The 15186-nt window shown below is 69.4% G+C and carries 14 protein-coding genes and 2 tRNA genes; 9 read left to right on the top strand and 7 right to left on the bottom strand.

All coding sequences use genetic code 11. The annotated features are described in order from the left end of the window. The first annotated feature begins 25 nt into the window (after window positions 1–25). Both LUX31_RS13210 and LUX31_RS13205 read left to right on the top strand, forming a co-directional pair. On the top strand, window positions 26–184 hold the full coding sequence (locus tag LUX31_RS13210) for a hypothetical protein (protein WP_189147013.1): 159 nt from the start codon (window positions 26–28) through the stop codon (window positions 182–184). Between the two features lie 58 nt (window positions 185–242). Next, window positions 243–1337, top strand: a complete 1095-nt coding sequence (locus LUX31_RS13205) for a YlbL family protein (protein WP_235474972.1) — start codon at window positions 243–245, stop codon at window positions 1335–1337. A gap of 38 nt (window positions 1338–1375) precedes the next feature. Here the strand turns inward: LUX31_RS13205 and LUX31_RS13200 are convergent, their stop codons facing one another. Further along, window positions 1376–1918 (bottom strand): PPA1309 family protein, encoded by a 543-nt coding sequence (locus LUX31_RS13200; RefSeq protein WP_235474971.1) that lies wholly within the window; start codon window positions 1916–1918, stop codon window positions 1376–1378. Between the two features lie 164 nt (window positions 1919–2082). Here LUX31_RS13200 and LUX31_RS13195 point away from each other — a divergent pair, with 164 nt between their 5' ends. The 4 genes from LUX31_RS13195 to LUX31_RS13180 all read left to right on the top strand — a co-directional run bounded on the left by LUX31_RS13195 (window position 2083) and on the right by LUX31_RS13180 (window position 7588). After that, the gene (locus LUX31_RS13195; protein WP_235479905.1) at window positions 2083–5037 is read left to right on the top strand and encodes a UPF0182 family membrane protein; all 2955 of its coding nucleotides are present in this window, start codon (window positions 2083–2085) and stop codon (window positions 5035–5037) included. A 72-nt stretch (window positions 5038–5109) separates the two neighbouring features. Continuing rightward, window positions 5110–5183, top strand: a tRNA-Met gene (locus LUX31_RS13190). A gap of 206 nt (window positions 5184–5389) precedes the next feature. After that, window positions 5390–7183: a tetratricopeptide repeat protein gene (locus LUX31_RS13185; protein WP_235474970.1), complete on the top strand. Its 1794-nt coding sequence runs from the start codon at window positions 5390–5392 to the stop codon at window positions 7181–7183. A gap of 331 nt (window positions 7184–7514) precedes the next feature. After that, a tRNA-Met gene (locus LUX31_RS13180) sits at window positions 7515–7588 on the top strand. Window positions 7589–7612: 24 nt separating this feature from the next. Here LUX31_RS13180 and LUX31_RS13175 read toward each other — a convergent pair. Then, a complete protein-coding gene (locus LUX31_RS13175) occupies window positions 7613–8008 on the bottom strand; it encodes a CBS domain-containing protein (RefSeq protein WP_235474969.1) in 396 nt (131 codons plus the stop codon). A 120-nt stretch (window positions 8009–8128) separates the two neighbouring features. Further along, window positions 8129–8929, bottom strand: coding sequence for a histidinol-phosphatase (gene hisN, locus LUX31_RS13170; protein ID WP_235474968.1), 801 nt, complete (start codon window positions 8927–8929; stop codon window positions 8129–8131). Window positions 8930–9130: 201 nt separating this feature from the next. Between hisN and LUX31_RS13165 the strand changes: the two genes are divergently transcribed. Further along, entirely contained in the window at window positions 9131–9763 is a 633-nt protein-coding gene (locus tag LUX31_RS13165; protein ID WP_235474967.1) for a TetR/AcrR family transcriptional regulator, read from the top strand. 19 nt (window positions 9764–9782) lie between these two features. On the opposite strand, the gene LUX31_RS13160 is transcribed toward LUX31_RS13165, so the two are convergent. The 4 genes from LUX31_RS13160 to LUX31_RS13145 all read right to left on the bottom strand — a co-directional run bounded on the left by LUX31_RS13160 (window position 9783) and on the right by LUX31_RS13145 (window position 13447). Next, window positions 9783–10106: a DMT family transporter gene (locus LUX31_RS13160; protein ID WP_235474966.1), complete on the bottom strand. Its 324-nt coding sequence runs from the start codon at window positions 10104–10106 to the stop codon at window positions 9783–9785. Window positions 10107–10219: 113 nt separating this feature from the next. After that, entirely contained in the window at window positions 10220–11230 is a 1011-nt protein-coding gene (gene rsgA, locus LUX31_RS13155; RefSeq protein WP_235474965.1) for a ribosome small subunit-dependent GTPase A, read from the bottom strand. A 16-nt stretch (window positions 11231–11246) separates the two neighbouring features. Beyond that, entirely contained in the window at window positions 11247–12563 is a 1317-nt protein-coding gene (gene aroA / locus LUX31_RS13150; RefSeq protein WP_235474964.1) for a 3-phosphoshikimate 1-carboxyvinyltransferase, read from the bottom strand. Window positions 12564–12724: 161 nt separating this feature from the next. After that, window positions 12725–13447 (bottom strand): M50 family metallopeptidase, encoded by a 723-nt coding sequence (locus LUX31_RS13145; RefSeq protein ID WP_235474963.1) that lies wholly within the window; start codon window positions 13445–13447, stop codon window positions 12725–12727. A 50-nt stretch (window positions 13448–13497) separates the two neighbouring features. Between LUX31_RS13145 and LUX31_RS13140 the strand changes: the two genes are divergently transcribed. Together LUX31_RS13140 and LUX31_RS13135 are read left to right on the top strand one after the other, a co-directional pair. Further along, window positions 13498–14313 (top strand): SOS response-associated peptidase, encoded by an 816-nt coding sequence (locus tag LUX31_RS13140; protein WP_235474962.1) that lies wholly within the window; start codon window positions 13498–13500, stop codon window positions 14311–14313. A gap of 1 nt (window position 14314) precedes the next feature. Then, entirely contained in the window at window positions 14315–14959 is a 645-nt protein-coding gene (locus LUX31_RS13135; RefSeq protein WP_235474961.1) for an alpha/beta hydrolase family protein, read from the top strand. The last annotated feature ends 227 nt before the right edge of the window (window positions 14960–15186 follow it).

Below are 15186 nucleotides of genomic sequence, written 5' to 3'. Positions count from 1 at the left end.
CACTCTTTGGGGTTGGGAGGTCGGCATGGCGGCGCTCGCCTGGTTGCTGATTCCGCTGGTGGCCGCGATCGGCGCCGGACTGTGGGGCAGTTGGGCCAACCGGACTCGCAGGACCCGCGGTGACGGGCCCGAGCTTGATGGTTATGTGCGGTTCCGTGAGGCCATGGAGAAGTCCCGCACCTGAGACACCGCATGGGCGGCCCTGACGGTGCGCCGACAGGACCGTCCCGTACTGTCGTGCCATGCCACGCCGCACCGCGACGATGCTCGCCTCCACCCTGATGCTGATCGCGCTCCTCTGCGCAGGAGTGTTCATCACCGTGCCGTACGCGGAGATGTCGCCGGGGCCGACCGTGAACACACTCGGGGACCACGACGGCGAGCCGGTGCTGCAGATCTCCGGGCGCAAGACCTACCCGACCACCGGGCACCTGAACATGACCACCGTCCGGGTCACCAGCGCCGACTACAACATGAACCTCGTCGAGGCCGTGTACGGGTGGCTCGCGCACGACAACAAGGTCGTGCCGCACGACACGCTCTACCCGGACGGCAAGACCGAGGAGCAGTCGACCCAGGAGAACGCCGAGGAGTTCAGTCAGTCCCAGGAGAGTGCCAAGGTCGCGGCTCTCAAAGAGCTCGACGTTCCGGTGCAGTCCTGGGTGATTGTCTCCACTGTGTTGAAGGGCTCCCCGGCCGAAGGGGAACTGCACGCCGGTGATGTCATCAAGGCCGTCGACGGTACGACCGTCAAGGAGCCCGCCGACGTCGCCAAGCTGGTGACCAAGCACAAGGCCGGCGAGAAGGTCGTCTTCACCGTCGTGCCCGCCGCGGAGCAGGCCGCCGCCGAGAAGGCGAAGCGGGCGGCCACCAAGACGCAGGACATCACCATCACCACCGCCAAGTCCGACGACGACGGGGCCGAGCGCGCCATCGTCGGGATCTCCGCCGGGACCGACCACACCTTCCCGTTCACCATCGACATCAAGCTCGCCGATGTCGGTGGCCCGAGTGCCGGGCTGATGTTCGCCCTCGGTATCTACGACAAGCTGACGTCCGGGAGCCTCACCGGCGGCAAGTTCGTGGCCGGCACCGGCACCATCGACGACGACGGCAAGGTCGGTCCCATCGGCGGGATCGAGATGAAGACCGTCGGCGCGCGGGACAAGGGGGCTCAGTACTTCCTGACGCCCGCCGACAACTGCGCGGCCGCCGCCAAGGACACCCCCGAGGGGCTCACGCTCGTCAAGGTGGGCACCATTGGCGACGCGTTGAGCGCCCTCAAGGACATCCGCTCCGGCGACACCGGCGATCTGCCGAAGTGCAGCACCAAGTGAGCAGTCCGTAGGACTGCTCACCCGTACTCGCTCCTTCGCTACTCCGCGAACGTCGCCGACAGGGCCTCCGCCAGGCCCGGTACCAGACCCGAGCCCGTGAGCACGTCCGTCGCCGCGTCCTTCTCGCGCAGGCGCACCGCCGAGTCCCGGGTGCCGTCGCGCAGGACCGCGACCGTCATCCGGACCTCCTGCCGGTCCGGATGCGCCGCGACCCAGGCCGTCAGCTTCTTGTCGCTGAGCCCCTGCGGAACCGACGCCTCCGCGGACGGCGGCAGCATCAGGCGCTCGACGGTGAGCGCGCAGCCGACCACCGCGTCCGGCCAGGCGATGGTGGCGAGGAACTCGTCCAGCGGCTTGCCCGCCGGGATCTCGTCCTGCTCGATCGGGGTGAGACCGGCGGCCTCCTGCTCGTCGGTCAGGCCGAGCTGGGCCGCGAGAGAGGGCTCCTGGACCTTCAGCCGGGCGGTGTCTACTAGGGCGAAGAGCCTGGCCGGCTGGTCCCAGCCGAGGCCGGAGACGTACTCGTCGATCTCGAGTACGGCCCGGGTGAGCGGGTTCGCCGCCATGGGAGTGTTGGACATGGTCACAATCCTGCCTCGTTCATGGCCCGAACCGGGAACCGAGTAAAGCGTGAGTAAGTTGCATAGGTGAGGCCTCTACGATCACGAGGCCTGACGGATGGTCCGCGATCACGGGGGCCTGACGGACCGACAGCGACTTTTGAGGTGCCACCTTGGCTTTCCAGATGCCGGACCGCGGCGGAGGCCCGCAGGGGCCACGGATCAGAGTGGGCCGCCCGTCCCGGCGCGTCCGGACCCTGCTCATGACGCTGGGCGTCCTTGCCGTACTCGGCATGGCGTTCGTCATGTTCGCGGGTTTCTGGACGGACTGGCTCTGGTACCGCTCGGTCAACTACTCGTCGGTCTTCACGACCACGTTGTGGACCAAGATCGGACTTTTCTTCGTCTTCGGTCTGCTGATGGCGACCGCGGTAGGAGTGAACATCTGGCTGGCGCACCGGCTGCGTCCGCCACTGAGCGCCATGTCGATGGAGCAGCAGAGCCTCGACCGGTACCGCATGGGCATCGCCCCGTACAAGAAGTGGCTGCTGCTCGGCATCACCGCCCTGGTCGGCCTCATCGCGGGCGCTTCGGCGTCCGGGCAGTGGCGGACCTGGCTGATGTGGGTCAACGGAGTGTCCTTTGGACAGAAGGACCCCCAGTTCGGTCTGGACGTGTCCTTCTACGCCTTCGACCTGCCCTGGTACCGCTTCCTATTGGGCTTCGGCTTCGCCACGACGATCCTCTCCCTGATCGCCGCGGCCCTGACCCACTATCTGTACGGCGGGCTGCGCATCACCAGCCCGGGAGCCCGTGCCACGTCCGCGGCGACCGGGCATCTGTCCGTGCTGCTGGGCCTCTTCGTCGCCCTGAAGGCGGTCGCGTACTGGCTCGACCGGTACGGCCTCGCGGTGAAGTCGAGCGACTTCAAGGCGACCGGCAACTGGACGGGTCTGCGGTACGTCGACGCCAACGCCTATCTGCCGGCCAAGACGATCCTGTTCTGCATCGCGATCATCTGCTCGCTGCTGTTCTTCGCGACGCTCTGGCGGCGCACCTGGCAGCTGCCCGTCATCGGCTTCGGACTGATGGTCCTCTCGGCCATCCTCATCGGCGGGCTGTACCCGGCGATCGTGCAGAAGTTCCAGGTCCAGCCGAACGAGCAGGCCAAGGAAGCCCCGTACGTCACCAAGAACCTCAAGGCGACGCGCGAGGCGTACGGCATCGACGACGCCAAGGTCAGCGAGTACCCCGGCCGCAGCGACACCGAGGACAAGACCAAGCTGCGTGACGACGTCGACGCGACGGCGAGCATCCGCATCGTGGACCCGAACATCGTGTCGCCGACGTTCCAGCAGCTCCAGCAGATGCGTAACTACTACGCCTTCCCGACCAACCTGGACGTCGACCGCTACAGCAAGGACGGCAAGGAGCAGGACACGGTCATCGGTCTGCGTGAGCTGAACCTCAACGGCATTCCGAAGAACAACTGGATCAACGACCACTTCCGCTACACGCACGGCTTCGGTGTGGTCGCGGCCAAGGGCACCACGGCCGACGCCGAGGGCCGCCCGGTCTTCACCGAGTCCGACCTGCCGTCCACGGGTGACCTCGGGACGTACCAGCAGCGGATCTACTACGGCGAGAAGACCAGCCAGTACTCGATCGTCGGCGGTCCCCAGAAGGAGATCGACTACTCCGACGACAGCGGTGAGAAGACCACCAGCTACAAGGGGAAGAGCGGCGTCAACCTCTCCAACCCGATAAACCGTGCCGCGTACGCCGTCGCGTTCAGCGAGCCGCAGATCCTCTACTCCGGTGCCATCGGCGAGGGTTCGCGGATTCTGTACAACCGCACGCCCAAGGAGCGCGTCGAGGCGGTCGCGCCCTGGCTGACCATCGACGGTGACGCCTACCCGGCCGTCGTCGACGGTGAGATCCAGTGGATCGTCGACGCGTACACGACGACGAACGGCTATCCGTACGCCTCCCGCACCACCCTGGGCGACACGACGGCCGACTCGCTCACCGCCAACAACAACCAGCGGGCGGTGGTGGCCCAGCAGAACCAGGTCAACTACATCCGCAACTCGGTGAAGGCGACCGTCGACGCGTACACCGGTGAGGTCAAGCTCTACCAGTGGGACACCAAGGACCCGGTTCTGAAGACCTGGATGAAGGCCTTCCCGAACACGGTCGAGCCGAAGAGTGACATCTCGGCCTCGCTGATGGCCCATCTCCGGTACCCGCAGGACCTGTTCAAGGTCCAGCGCGAGCTGCTCACCCGCTACCACGTGGCGGACGCCGAGACGTTCCTCAGCGGCTCCGAGGTGTGGCAGGTGCCGGACGACCCGAGCAACAAGTCGGGCGACGCGGTGCCGCCGTACTACCTGAGCATGAAGATGCCCGACCAGCAGGCGCAGGCGTTCTCCCTGACGACGACGTTCACGCCGAACGGCCGGGACAACCTCAGTGCCTTCATGTCGGTCAACGCCGAGGCGGGGACGAGTGATTACGGCAGGATCAGAATCCTGAAGCTGCCGACGAGCAGAACCGTCGACGGGCCCAAACAGGTCCAGAGCCAGTTCAACTCCGAACAGGACATCGCCGAGTCCATCAGGCTGCTGAGAGGCGGCGACTCGGAGATCGAGTACGGCAACCTGCTGACGGTGCCGCTCGACGGCGGCCTGCTCTACGTGGAGCCCGTCTACGTCCGAGGCAGCGGCCTCAAGTACCCGCTGTTGCGCAAGGTGTTGGTGACCTACGGCGGCCAGACCGCCTTCGAGGACACGCTCGACGCCGCGCTCAACAAGGTCTTCGGGGCGGAGGGCACGACGACCGAGCCACCGGACGACGGCGGTGGTACGACGACACCGCCGACGGCCGAGGATCCGACGGTCCAAGAGGCACTCAACGATGCCCAAAAGGCCTTCGACGACGGCCAGGCGGCCCTCAAGAAGGGTGACTGGGAAGCGTACGGCAAGGCACAGGCGGCTCTTGAGGACGCGCTCCAGCGGGCCGAGGAGGCACAGGCCGACGCGGACAAGGCAGGGAGTGGGAGTGGTGCCGGAAGCGGTTCTTCCGGTGGCGCGAGTGCCAGTCCCAGCAGCAGTCCCAGCAGTAGTCCAAGTAGCGGTTAGTGCTGGTCGGAGGCCCTGTTGAGGCAGTGGCCTCCGCCCCTCCCGCGCCGTGGTACGGTTGCAACACAACGGCGCGGGGTGGAGCAGCTCGGTAGCTCGCTGGGCTCATAACCCAGAGGTCGCAGGTTCAAATCCTGTCCCCGCTACTGATTGCGAAGGCCCGGATCCTCCAAGGATCCGGGCCTTCGTGGTGTGCGAACGCATGTGCCGACCTGGTGAAGGCCGCGTCTTCCTGGGGCAGTTGAAGGGAACTGTGTTTGACTTGTCTCTCTGTGGGCATGTCGACAAAACGCTGTAGAGACCTCACTGACTGCGGTATACCAGGTGTACCCAGGTTGCAGGTGGTGCGACGATGGACGTTATGGGGGACAAGGCAACTCTGTTGGAGACAGGGCGATTTGTGCAGCCTTCCGACCGGGACGAAACCGGCGAGGCGGTAGAAGAGGCACGTCAACGGCTCGCTGCCGAAGCCGGCGACGTCGAGGCGATGAGTGTCCTCGGAGCCATGCTGCTGCGCCGTGGTGATCTCGACGGAGCCGAGCCTCAGCTGCGTGCCGCCACCGCGGCCGGTGACCGTGCCGCCGCCAACAACCTCGGTGTCCTCCTCCACCAGCGCGGGTACGCCGACGACGCCGCCGGCTGGTGGCGGATCGCCGCCGTCGCCGGCTCCGCCCCCGCCGCGCACGCCCTCGGCCGCCACCACCGTGAGCGCGGCGACGAGCCGGCCGCCGAGTACTGGCTGCGCCAGTCCGCCGAGCAGGGGCATGTGCTGGGCGCGTACGCGCTCGCCGATCTGCTGGAGCACCGCGGGGACGCGGCCACCGAGCAGTGGATGCGGGTCGCCGCCGAGCGGGGGCATAGGGAGGCCGCTTATCGGCTCGCCCGGGCGCTCGACCGGAAGGCCGCGGGGGGTGCCGAGGGCGAGGGTTCCGAGAGCGGTGCAGGAGAGGCCGAGCAGTGGTATCGGCAGGCTGCCGCTCGAGGGCATCAGCGGGCCGCGCTGCATCTCGGGGCCATTCTGGAGAAGCGCGGTGAACTCAAGGAGGCCGGACGCTGGTATCTGACGTCCGCCAAGGACGGCGAGGCCCGGGCCGCGTGCGCGCTCGGGTTCCTGCTGCGGGACGCGGGGGACACCGAGAGCGCCGCCGTGTGGTGGCTGCGGGCCGCCCAGGACGGGGACGGCAACGCCGCCAACGCGCTGGGCGCGCTGCACGCCGAGCGCGGTGAGACCCAGACCGCCGAGCGGTGGTACCGCGCGGCCATGGACGCGGGGGATGTCAACGGCGCGTACAACCTCGGTCTGCTCTGCGCCGAGCAGGCGCGTACCGCGCAGGCCGAGCAGTGGTACCGGCGGGCCGCGTACGCCGGGCACCGCGAGGCCGCCAACGCGCTCGCCATTCTGCTGCTGCAGGGCGGGGACACGTCGGGGGCCGAGCCGTGGTTCTCCAAGGCGGCCGAGGCGGGGAGCGTGGACGCCGCCTTCAACCTCGGGATTCTGTACGCCGGGAGAGGTGAGGACGATGCCGCGCTGGGGTGGTACGAGCGTGCCGCGGGCGCCGGGCACACCGAGGCGGCGCTTCAGGTCGGTACCGCGCGGCTGCGGGTCGGGGACGAGCGGGACGCGGAGCGGTATCTGCGGTGTGCGGCGGGTGGGGGGAGCCCCGAGGCGGCCTATCGGCTGGCCGCGGTGCTCGACGCCCGGCGTCCGCCGACGCCGGCGCATGAGCTTGGTGAGATCGCGCACGAGAAGACGGAGTGCGAGGAGTGGTACGAGCGGGCGGCTTCTCAGGGGCATCGGCGGGCGCAGGTGCGGGTGGGGATGCTGGCGTCGGCTCGGGGGGACGTGGTGGAGGCGGCCCGGTGGTACCGGGCGGCGGCTGAGGCCGGTTCTCGAAACGGGGCGTTCAACCTGGGGCTGTTGTTGGCTCGGGAGGGGAGTGAGCCCGAGGCGGCTGTGTGGTGGGCTCGGGCGGCTGAGGCGGGGCATGGGCGGGCGGCGTTGAGGTTGGCGCTGGTGTATGCGCGGCGGGGGGAGTTGGCGGAGGGGCAGCGGTGGGCTGATCTTGCGGTTTCTCTTGGGCCGGGGGAGGTTGCGGAGCGGGCGGCTCGGTTGCGGGATGCGTTGCGGGAGGAGCTTTCCGCTTGAGCGGGGGTGAGCGGGGGTGGGGGCGGGCGTTGGGTTTTTCTCGCCCCCGCCGCCCCTGTCCGTCCCATCCCGTTCCTGGGGGCTGCGCCCCCAGACCCCCCTTCGCACTGGACGCGCTCGTCCTCAAACGCCGGACGGGCTGAAATGCCCTGGCCGGTGCTGAAGTGCGGTGGGGGTGGGTGGGCGGGGAGGAGAGTGGGCTGGACGCGCTCGTCCTTGCGCGCCGGACGGGCTGGATGTGGTGCGGGCCGGTGCTGAAATGCCTGGGCCTGGCTCGTTGGTAAGTGATTTGCCTTTGTTGGTTGGGCTGACGTAATGTTGGGTTTACCGACGCGGGGTGGAGCAGCTCGGTAGCTCGCTGGGCTCATAACCCAGAGGTCGCAGGTTCAAATCCTGTCCCCGCTACTTTGAACTGAGGGTCGGAGTCCGTTACAGGGCTCCGGCCCTCAGGCGTGTCGGGGCCCAGCAGCGGATGATGTCGCGGACCGAGACGATGCCCATGGGTTCTCCCCCGTCCAGGACGATGAGATGGCGGAAGCCGCCGTGGGCCATCGCGTGTGCGGCCTCCTCCAGCGTCCAGGACGGGGCGGCGAAGACTACGTCGTTGGTGGTGTGGGCGTGGGCTCGTTCCGTGTCCGGGCTCTGGCCCAGGCCCACGGAGTTGAGGATGTCGCGTTCGGTCAGGATGCCGATTCCGCCAGCGTCCGGGTCGAGGACCACCGCCGCGCCGATACGGCGCGCGGCCATCAGTGCGGCGGCCTGGCGGAGTGTGTGATCGGGGCCGATGGTGAGGACCACGGTGCTCATGGCGTCACGTACGAGCATGGGGTGGAGCCACCTCCTAGAGAGTTCCCGCCCCTGTTCACTTCCTTGTTCAGGTTTTCACAAGTTCACAAGGGGGGACCTTCAGAGTGGCAGTTAAAGAGGCGGTCAACAAGAGGAGGGTCAGTACCGCTGGTTCAGGTAGCCCAGCATCTCGTCGTGGAGGTGGCCGTTCGACGCCGCCGCGTCGCCGCTGTGCGGGCCCGGGCGGCCGTCGAGGCCGGTGAACGTGCCGCCGGCCTCCGTGACGATGATCGCGTTGGCTGCCATGTCCCACAGGGACAGCTCCGGCTCCGCGCAGATGTCGATCGAGCCCTCGGCGACCATCATGTACGGCCAGAAGTCGCCGTACGCGCGCGTGCGCCACACCTCGCGGGTCAGGTCGAGGAAGCCGCCCAGCACTCCGCGGTCCTCCCAGCCGGTGAGTGACGAGTACGCGAACGACGCGTCCGACATTTTGGAGACGCCCGAGACGCGCAGCCTGGACGCCGAGGAGAGGCTGCGGCCGGTGTAGGCGCCGTGGCCCTTCGCCGCCCACCAGCGGCGGCCCAGGGCGGGGGCCGACACGACGCCGACGACCGGCTGGAAACCGCCCTCGGCCGCCTCCATCAGGGAGATCAGCGTGGCCCAGACGGGCACCCCGCGGACGTAGTTCTTGGTGCCGTCGATCGGGTCGATCACCCAGCGGCGGGGGCCGGTGCCCTCGATGCCGTACTCCTCGCCGAGGATCGCGTCGCGTGGACGGGCCCGCTGCAACTGGCCCCGGATCAGTTCCTCGGCGGATTTGTCCGCCTCGCTGACCGGTGTCATGTCCGGCTTCGTCTCGACCTTGAGGTCGAGTGCCTTGAACCGGCCCATCGTCGTGGCGTCGGCGGCGTCCGCGAGGACATGGGCAAGGCGCAGGTCATCGTGATAGTCGGGCATAGGCGAACCGTATCTTTCACGGCTGCCGCCCGGCTACAGGGGCCATGGGTGCGGTTACCCGCAGTTGTCCGGCTCCCTGCCCGGCCCTGACCGGGGTGCGAATGTCGATACGCGCCCCCTGGCGCTGCCGCGAACCCTTGACAGTGACTCCGTCCGCGTCAAACCTGGGGCGCAGAGCCGCTCGCCCCTGGGAGGCCGATGATGCCTGCAGCGCGGGATTCCCTGCTGGACGCCGCTTACACGGCGCTCGCGCGCCGTCCGTGGTCCGCGGTACGGATGGTCGACGTCGCGGCGGCGGCCGGAGTGTCCCGGCAGACGCTGTACAACGAGTTCGGCAGCAAGGACGGGCTCGCCCGGGCCCTGGTGCGCAGAGAGGCCGACGCCTACCTCGCGGGTGTCGAACGGGCGCTGACCGGGCCCGCCGACCCGGGTGTCGGTGCGCGGGAGCGGCTCACTGCCGCCGCCGAGTGGACCGCGGCGTCCGCCCGCGACAGTGTGCTCGTACGGGCCCTGCTGACCGGCTGCTGGAGCGAACGGCTGCCCTCGCCGACGCTGTCCGCCGTGCCGTCCTCCGCCTCGGTGCCCGCGCAGCGGCGGGCCGACGGGCCGCTGCCCTCGCCCGGCGAGTTCGTGGCGCTCGTCCGCGACCGTGCCGTGACGGTGCTGTCCGGCCCCGGCGCGGCCAAGTCGGAGGCGGTCGAGATGTCCCGCACCTGCGAACTGGCCGTCCGGCTCGCCCTGTCCTGTGTCGCCGCGCCCCCGGGGGAGGGCGGTGTCGCCGATCTCGTACGGAGTGTGCTGCCGAGGTCGGTCGGCGCCGCCGTCTGGAACTGACCCCCGCTGGGCCGGGTTCTTAGTGCGACGAGCCCGACAGCTGGAGGCCGATCACGCCGATGATGACCATGCTGATCGAGACGATCTTCAGGACGGATACCAGGTCGTCCAGGAAGATCATTCCGTAGATCGCGGTGCCCGCCGCGCCGATGCCGGTCCACACCGCGTAGGCCGGGCCCACGTCGAGTCTCTTCAGGGAGAGGGTCAACAGGCCGAAGCTGCCGAGGGCGAAGACGCAGAAGGCCGCTGTCGGCCAGAGACGGGTGAAGCCGTGGGACAACTTGAGGCAGACCGCGAATCCGACTTCCAGGAGCCCCGCCACAACGACCAGCAGCCACGCCATGTCTTGTCCTCCCGTGTACTACTTGGACTGCTTCGACCGCTTCGTCACGCTCGGATTCGGCTCGGTGCGATTATGCACTTACCGGTCGTCGCGTCGGCCAAACAACGCGGAGGTCAGTCGCCTTCCGTGCGCTCCCGGGTCGACAGGAGCCGGCGTAGCGAGTAGAGGCGCGCCGGGTCCGCGTGGCCCTTCTCGACCCACTCGTCCAGCGCGCAGTCGGGCTCGTCGTGACTGCACGCGCGCGGGCAGTTCTCCGTACCCGGTTCGAGGTCGGGGAAGGCGTGGATCACGAGAGACGGGTCGACGTGGTGCAGCCCGAACGAACGTACGCCCGGGGTGTCGACCACCCAGCCGGCGTCGCCCGAGAGGGGGAGGGCGAGGGCGGAGGTGGTGGTGTGGCGGCCACGGCCCGTGACCGCGTTGACGTGGCCCGTCGAACGGCGCTGGTCGTTCGGTACGAGAGCGTTGACCAGGGTCGTCTTGCCTACGCCCGAGTGGCCGACGAACGCGGTGATCTTGCCGTCCAGCTGTTCGCGTACGCGGGCCACGGCCGCCCCGCTCTCCAGTTCCTGGCGGCTGGTGACGACGTACGGGATGTCCAGGGCGCCGTACAGCTCCAGGAGCTTGTCGGGCGGGGAGAGGTCCGACTTGGTCAGGACGAGGAGGGGCGTCAGGCCGCCGGCGTACGCCGCCACCAGGCAGCGGTCGATCAGGCGGGGGCGGGGTTCCGGGTCCGCGAGGGCCGTCACGATGGCCAGCTGGTCGGCGTTGGCCACGACCACGCGCTCGTAGGGGTCGTCGTCGTCCGCCGTGCGGCGCAGGAGGGAGGTGCGCGCCCCGATGCGGACGATGCGGGCCAGGGTGTCCTTCTTGCCGGAGAGGTCGCCGATGACGGACACGTGGTCGCCGACCACCGCGGCCTTGCGGCCCAGTTCGCGGGCCTTCATCGCCATGACGATCCGGTCGTCGACCAGGACGGTCAGCCGGCCCCGGTCGACGGTGAGGACCATGCCGTCGGCGGCGTCCTCGTGCTTCGGGCGGATGTTCGTACGGGGACGGTTGCCCTTGGGGTTCGGGCGGGAGCGGATGTCGTCCTCGTCGGTGTTCTTGCCGTAGCGGCGCATGATCCAGGTCCGCCCGTCAGTTCCCGAGCATTCCGGTCCACAGATCGGGGAAGTCCGGGAGGGTCTTCGCCGTCGTCGCCACGTTCTCGATCTGTACGCCCTTCACCGCCAGGCCGATGATCGCACCGGCGGTCGCCATGCGGTGGTCCTCGTACGTGTGGAAGGTGCCGCCGTGCAGGGGGCGCGGGCGGATGTGCAGACCGTCGGCCGTCTCGGTGACGTCGCCGCCGAGTTCGTTGATCTCCTTGGTCAGGGCCGCCAGGCGGTCCGTCTCGTGGAGGCGCAGATGGGCCACCCCGGTGAGGGTGGAGGGGGAGTCGGCGAGGGCGGCGACCGCCGCGATGCCCGGGGTCAGCTCGCCGACCTCGCTGAGGTCCACGTCGATGCCGTGGATCGCGCCGGAGCCGGTGAACTCCAGGCCGTACTCGGTGAGTTCGCAGGAGCCGCCCATCTCCGTGAAGATCTCGCGGAGCCGGTCGCCGGGCTGGGTGGTGCGGGCCGGCCAGTCGGGGACCGTCACCTTGCCGCCGGTCACCAGGGCCGCCGCCAGGAAGGGCTGGGCGTTGGAGAGGTCCGGTTCGATGGTCAGGTCGCGGCCGAGCAGCGCGCCCGGGGTGACCCGCCAGACGTTCGGTTCGCCGCCCGACTCCGGGGTGTCGACCTGGGCGCCGACCGAGCGGAGCATGTCGACGGTCATCCGGATGTGGGGGAGCGAGGGCAGGGTCGCGCCGGTGTGGCGGACCTCGACGCCCTGGTTGAAGCGGGGGGCGGAGAGCAGCAGGGCGCTCACGAACTGCGAGGACGACGACGCGTCGATCGACACCGGACCGCCGTCGAGGGCGCCGCTGCCGTGCACGGTGAGGGGGAGCGTGCCGCGGGCGTCGTCGTCGATGCGGGCGCCGAGGGCGCGGAGGGCGTCGATGACGCCGTTGAGGGGGCGTTCGTACGAGCGGGGGTCGCCGTCGAAGCGGATGGGGCCGTCGGCGAGGGCTGCGACCGGGGGGAGGAAGCGCATCACGGTGCCGGCGTTGCCGACGTCCACCGTGGCGGGGCCGTGGAGGCCTGCGGGGAGTACGCGCCAGGTCTCGCCGGTGCCGTCGGGGCCGACGCCCTCCTCGATGCCTACGCCCATGGTGCGGAGGGCGCCGGCCATGAGGAGGGTGTCGCGTGAGCGGAGGGGGCGGCGCAGCCAGCCCGGTTCTGAGGCGAGGGCGGCGAGTACTAGGGCGCGGTTGGTGACCGACTTGGACCCGGGCACGTGGACCGTCGCGTCGACGGCTCCGCTCGCGTGCGGGGCGGGCCAGAGGGCGGTGTCTGCGGGGTTCGGGGCCATGGGGTCACTTTAGTAGTCGGTGGTGATTCGGGTGCGGCGCCGTTGTGGCTGGTCGCGCAGTTCCCCGCGCCCCTAAAGACGCTGCCCCTTCGGGGCGCGTCATCATCCAGGCACCGCGTTCCCTCAGGCCCCGCCTCACACCTTCAGCAGCCACCTGCCCCCTACACCTCCAGGAGCCACCGCCCCCCGCCTATCAGTGAGCACAGGCTCACCGCGTGGAACAGGAAGAGCCACAAGCCTGCTGGGACGTGGGTCAGCCTTGACAGCTGGTCTGCGTCCGAGTCGCCCGCTCCGCCCCTGCGGCGTTTTGCCTGGAGTTCGAAGGCCGGGCGGACTCCGCCCAGGAGGAGGAACCAGACCACCGCGTAGGCGAAGGCCGCCTGGATCTGGGGGCCGGTCAGCCAGGAGACCGCCAGGAAGGTGCCGCCGGAGATGAACACCGTGAGGGCGCCGTACGCGTTGCGGATCATCACCAGCATCGCCACGAGCAGGACTGTCGCCAGCCACAGGAGGGCCGTGATGTGGCCGGCGGCCAGCAGGGCGGCTCCGCCCAGGCCGAGCAGTGGGGGAGCCGTGTAGCCGAAGGCGGCCGTCAGGATCATGCCTATGCCGTGCGGCTTGCCCCGGCTGACCGTGAGGCCGCTGGTGTCGGAGTGCAGGCGTATGCCGGTGAGGGTACGGCCGGTCAGCAGCGCGACCAGACCGTGGCCGCCCTCGTGCGCGATGGTGATGGCGTTGCGCGAGAGGCGCCACAGGGGATGCGGGACGGTCACGGCGAGCGCGGCCACCAGGGTCGCGATCACCACCCACAGGTCGGGGTCGGGCTGGCTGCCGAAGATCTCGTCCCAGAGGCCGGCCAGCGAGGTGGATGCGGTGCTGTCCATTGTCGGCGGAGGCTCCCTAGTGTCGCGTCGAATCTGGCAGTGTGACATGTATGTGCGGTAGGTATGCAGCGAGTCGTGCGCCCGAGGATCTCGCAGGAGTCTTTGAGATCGACAAGTGGGATCCCGAGGAGACACTCGCCCCCGACTACAACGTGGCCCCGACCAAAGAGGTCTACGCGGTACTCGACCGTCCTCTCAAGGACGCCGAGGATCCGAAGGCGGTTCGGCAGCTGCGGAAGTTGAAGTGGGGGCTTGTGCCGTCCTGGGCCAAGACCCCCGAAGGCGGCGCTCGGATGATCAACGCGCGCGCCGAGACCGTCCACGAGAAGCCCTCGTACCGTCGGGCCTTCACCACCCGGCGCTGCATCCTGCCCGCCGACGGCTACTACGAGTGGGTCACCGCGGCCGGCGAGCGTGAGCTGGAGGTCGAGGGGAAGAAGAAGCGGCCTCGCAAGCAGCCGTACTTCGTGACGCCCGCCGACGGGTCGGTCTTCGCGATGGCGGGGCTGTACGAGTTCTGGCGGGACCGGACCCTGCCCGACGACCACCCGCAGGCCTGGTGGGTGACGTGCTCGGTGATCACCACCGAGGCCGAGACCTCCCCGCTCGCTGTCGGCCCCGCCGAGGGCCCGCGCGCCCTGGCCGACATCCACCCCCGGATGCCCCTGATGCTCACCCCGGACCACTGGGACGCCTGGCTCGACCCGGCCCGTACGGACGTGGACGACCTGCGTGAGCTGCTCGCGCCGCCGCCCGCCGGGCTGATGCGCGCGTACCCCGTCTCCACGGCCGTCAGCAACGTCCGCAACAACGGACCGGAGCTGCTGACCGAGCTGGAGGGGCCCGAGGAGGGCACACTCTTCTGACGTGAGCCCAACCAACACACGTATCCAGACCGTCGAGACCGACGCCGGCACCGCTCGCATCACCTGGCACCCGGCCCCGCAGCCCCGCCTCGTCCTCGCCGTCAGTCATGGCGCCGGGGGCGGCATCGAGGCCCGCGATCTTCAGGCGCTCGCCGGAGAGCTGCCCGCGCACGGCGTCACCGTGGCGCTAGTCGAGCAGCCCTGGCGGGTGGCCGGGAAGAAGGTGGCGCCCGCGCCGAAGACGCTGGACGTGGGGTGGCGGGGGATCTGGCCCGCGCTCGCCAAGGCCGGGCTGCCGGTGATCGCCGGTGGGCGGAGTGCCGGGGCCCGCGTGGCCTGTCGTACGGCCGGGGAACTGGGCGCCGTGGCCGTGCTCGCGCTCTCCTTCCCGCTGCACCCGCCGGGGAAGCCCGAGAAGTCGCGGGCCGACGAGCTGCTCGGGGCCGGGGTGCTCACCCTTGTCGTCCAGGGCGGCAACGATCCGTTCGGGAAGCCGGACGAGTTCCCGGCGGGGGAGTACGAGTTGGCGGAGGTGCCGTACGGCGATCATGGTTTCGCCGTGCCGAAACGGGCACCCATTGGGCAGGAGGAGGCGGTGGCGGTGATCACCGGGCGGGTTGTGGGGTGGACCGCGTCACTCGGGTGACGGCCGGGAATGCCGGGCGGCGGACCGCTGTTGTGCGGATCAGATACCACAAGCGTGTGGTGACCGTTCGTACGAGAGGAAGTCCGCCGCATGGGTTCGACCATCTGCCCGAATCGCCGCAGCAGCGCTGACCTGGACTGGACGGTCCTGCACGCGGCGAAGACCGCCCCTGTTCGGGCGGCGGGCGGACACGATGTTCGTCTATCCTCCGATTCGAGTGGGATCGG

The organism is Streptomyces sp. GQFP (genome assembly GCF_021545335.1).
Classification (GTDB): Bacteria; Actinomycetota; Actinomycetes; order Streptomycetales; family Streptomycetaceae; genus Streptomyces.
The sequence above is the reverse complement of the archived record's forward strand: the minus strand, read 5'-3'. Positions and strand labels throughout refer to the sequence as shown.

Bases quoted from the DNA above. Each gene is read 5' to 3' on its own strand.
- LUX31_RS13210 (WP_189147013.1), top strand. From the start codon at position 26: ATGGCGGCGCTCGCCTGGTTGCTGATTCCGCTGGTGGCCGCGATCGGC.
- LUX31_RS13205 (WP_235474972.1), top strand. From the start codon at position 243: ATGCCACGCCGCACCGCGACGATGCTCGCCTCCACCCTGATGCTGATC.
- LUX31_RS13200 (WP_235474971.1), bottom strand. From the start codon at position 1,918: ATGTCCAACACTCCCATGGCGGCGAACCCGCTCACCCGGGCCGTACTC.
- LUX31_RS13195 (WP_235479905.1), top strand. From the start codon at position 2,083: ATGCCGGACCGCGGCGGAGGCCCGCAGGGGCCACGGATCAGAGTGGGC.
- LUX31_RS13185 (WP_235474970.1), top strand. From the start codon at position 5,390: ATGGACGTTATGGGGGACAAGGCAACTCTGTTGGAGACAGGGCGATTT.
- LUX31_RS13175 (WP_235474969.1), bottom strand. From the start codon at position 8,008: ATGCTCGTACGTGACGCCATGAGCACCGTGGTCCTCACCATCGGCCCC.
- hisN (WP_235474968.1), bottom strand. From the start codon at position 8,929: ATGCCCGACTATCACGATGACCTGCGCCTTGCCCATGTCCTCGCGGAC.
- LUX31_RS13165 (WP_235474967.1), top strand. From the start codon at position 9,131: ATGCCTGCAGCGCGGGATTCCCTGCTGGACGCCGCTTACACGGCGCTC.
- LUX31_RS13160 (WP_235474966.1), bottom strand. From the start codon at position 10,106: ATGGCGTGGCTGCTGGTCGTTGTGGCGGGGCTCCTGGAAGTCGGATTC.
- rsgA (WP_235474965.1), bottom strand. From the start codon at position 11,230: ATGCGCCGCTACGGCAAGAACACCGACGAGGACGACATCCGCTCCCGC.
- aroA (WP_235474964.1), bottom strand. From the start codon at position 12,563: ATGGCCCCGAACCCCGCAGACACCGCCCTCTGGCCCGCCCCGCACGCG.
- LUX31_RS13145 (WP_235474963.1), bottom strand. From the start codon at position 13,447: ATGGACAGCACCGCATCCACCTCGCTGGCCGGCCTCTGGGACGAGATC.
- LUX31_RS13140 (WP_235474962.1), top strand. From the start codon at position 13,498: ATGTGCGGTAGGTATGCAGCGAGTCGTGCGCCCGAGGATCTCGCAGGA.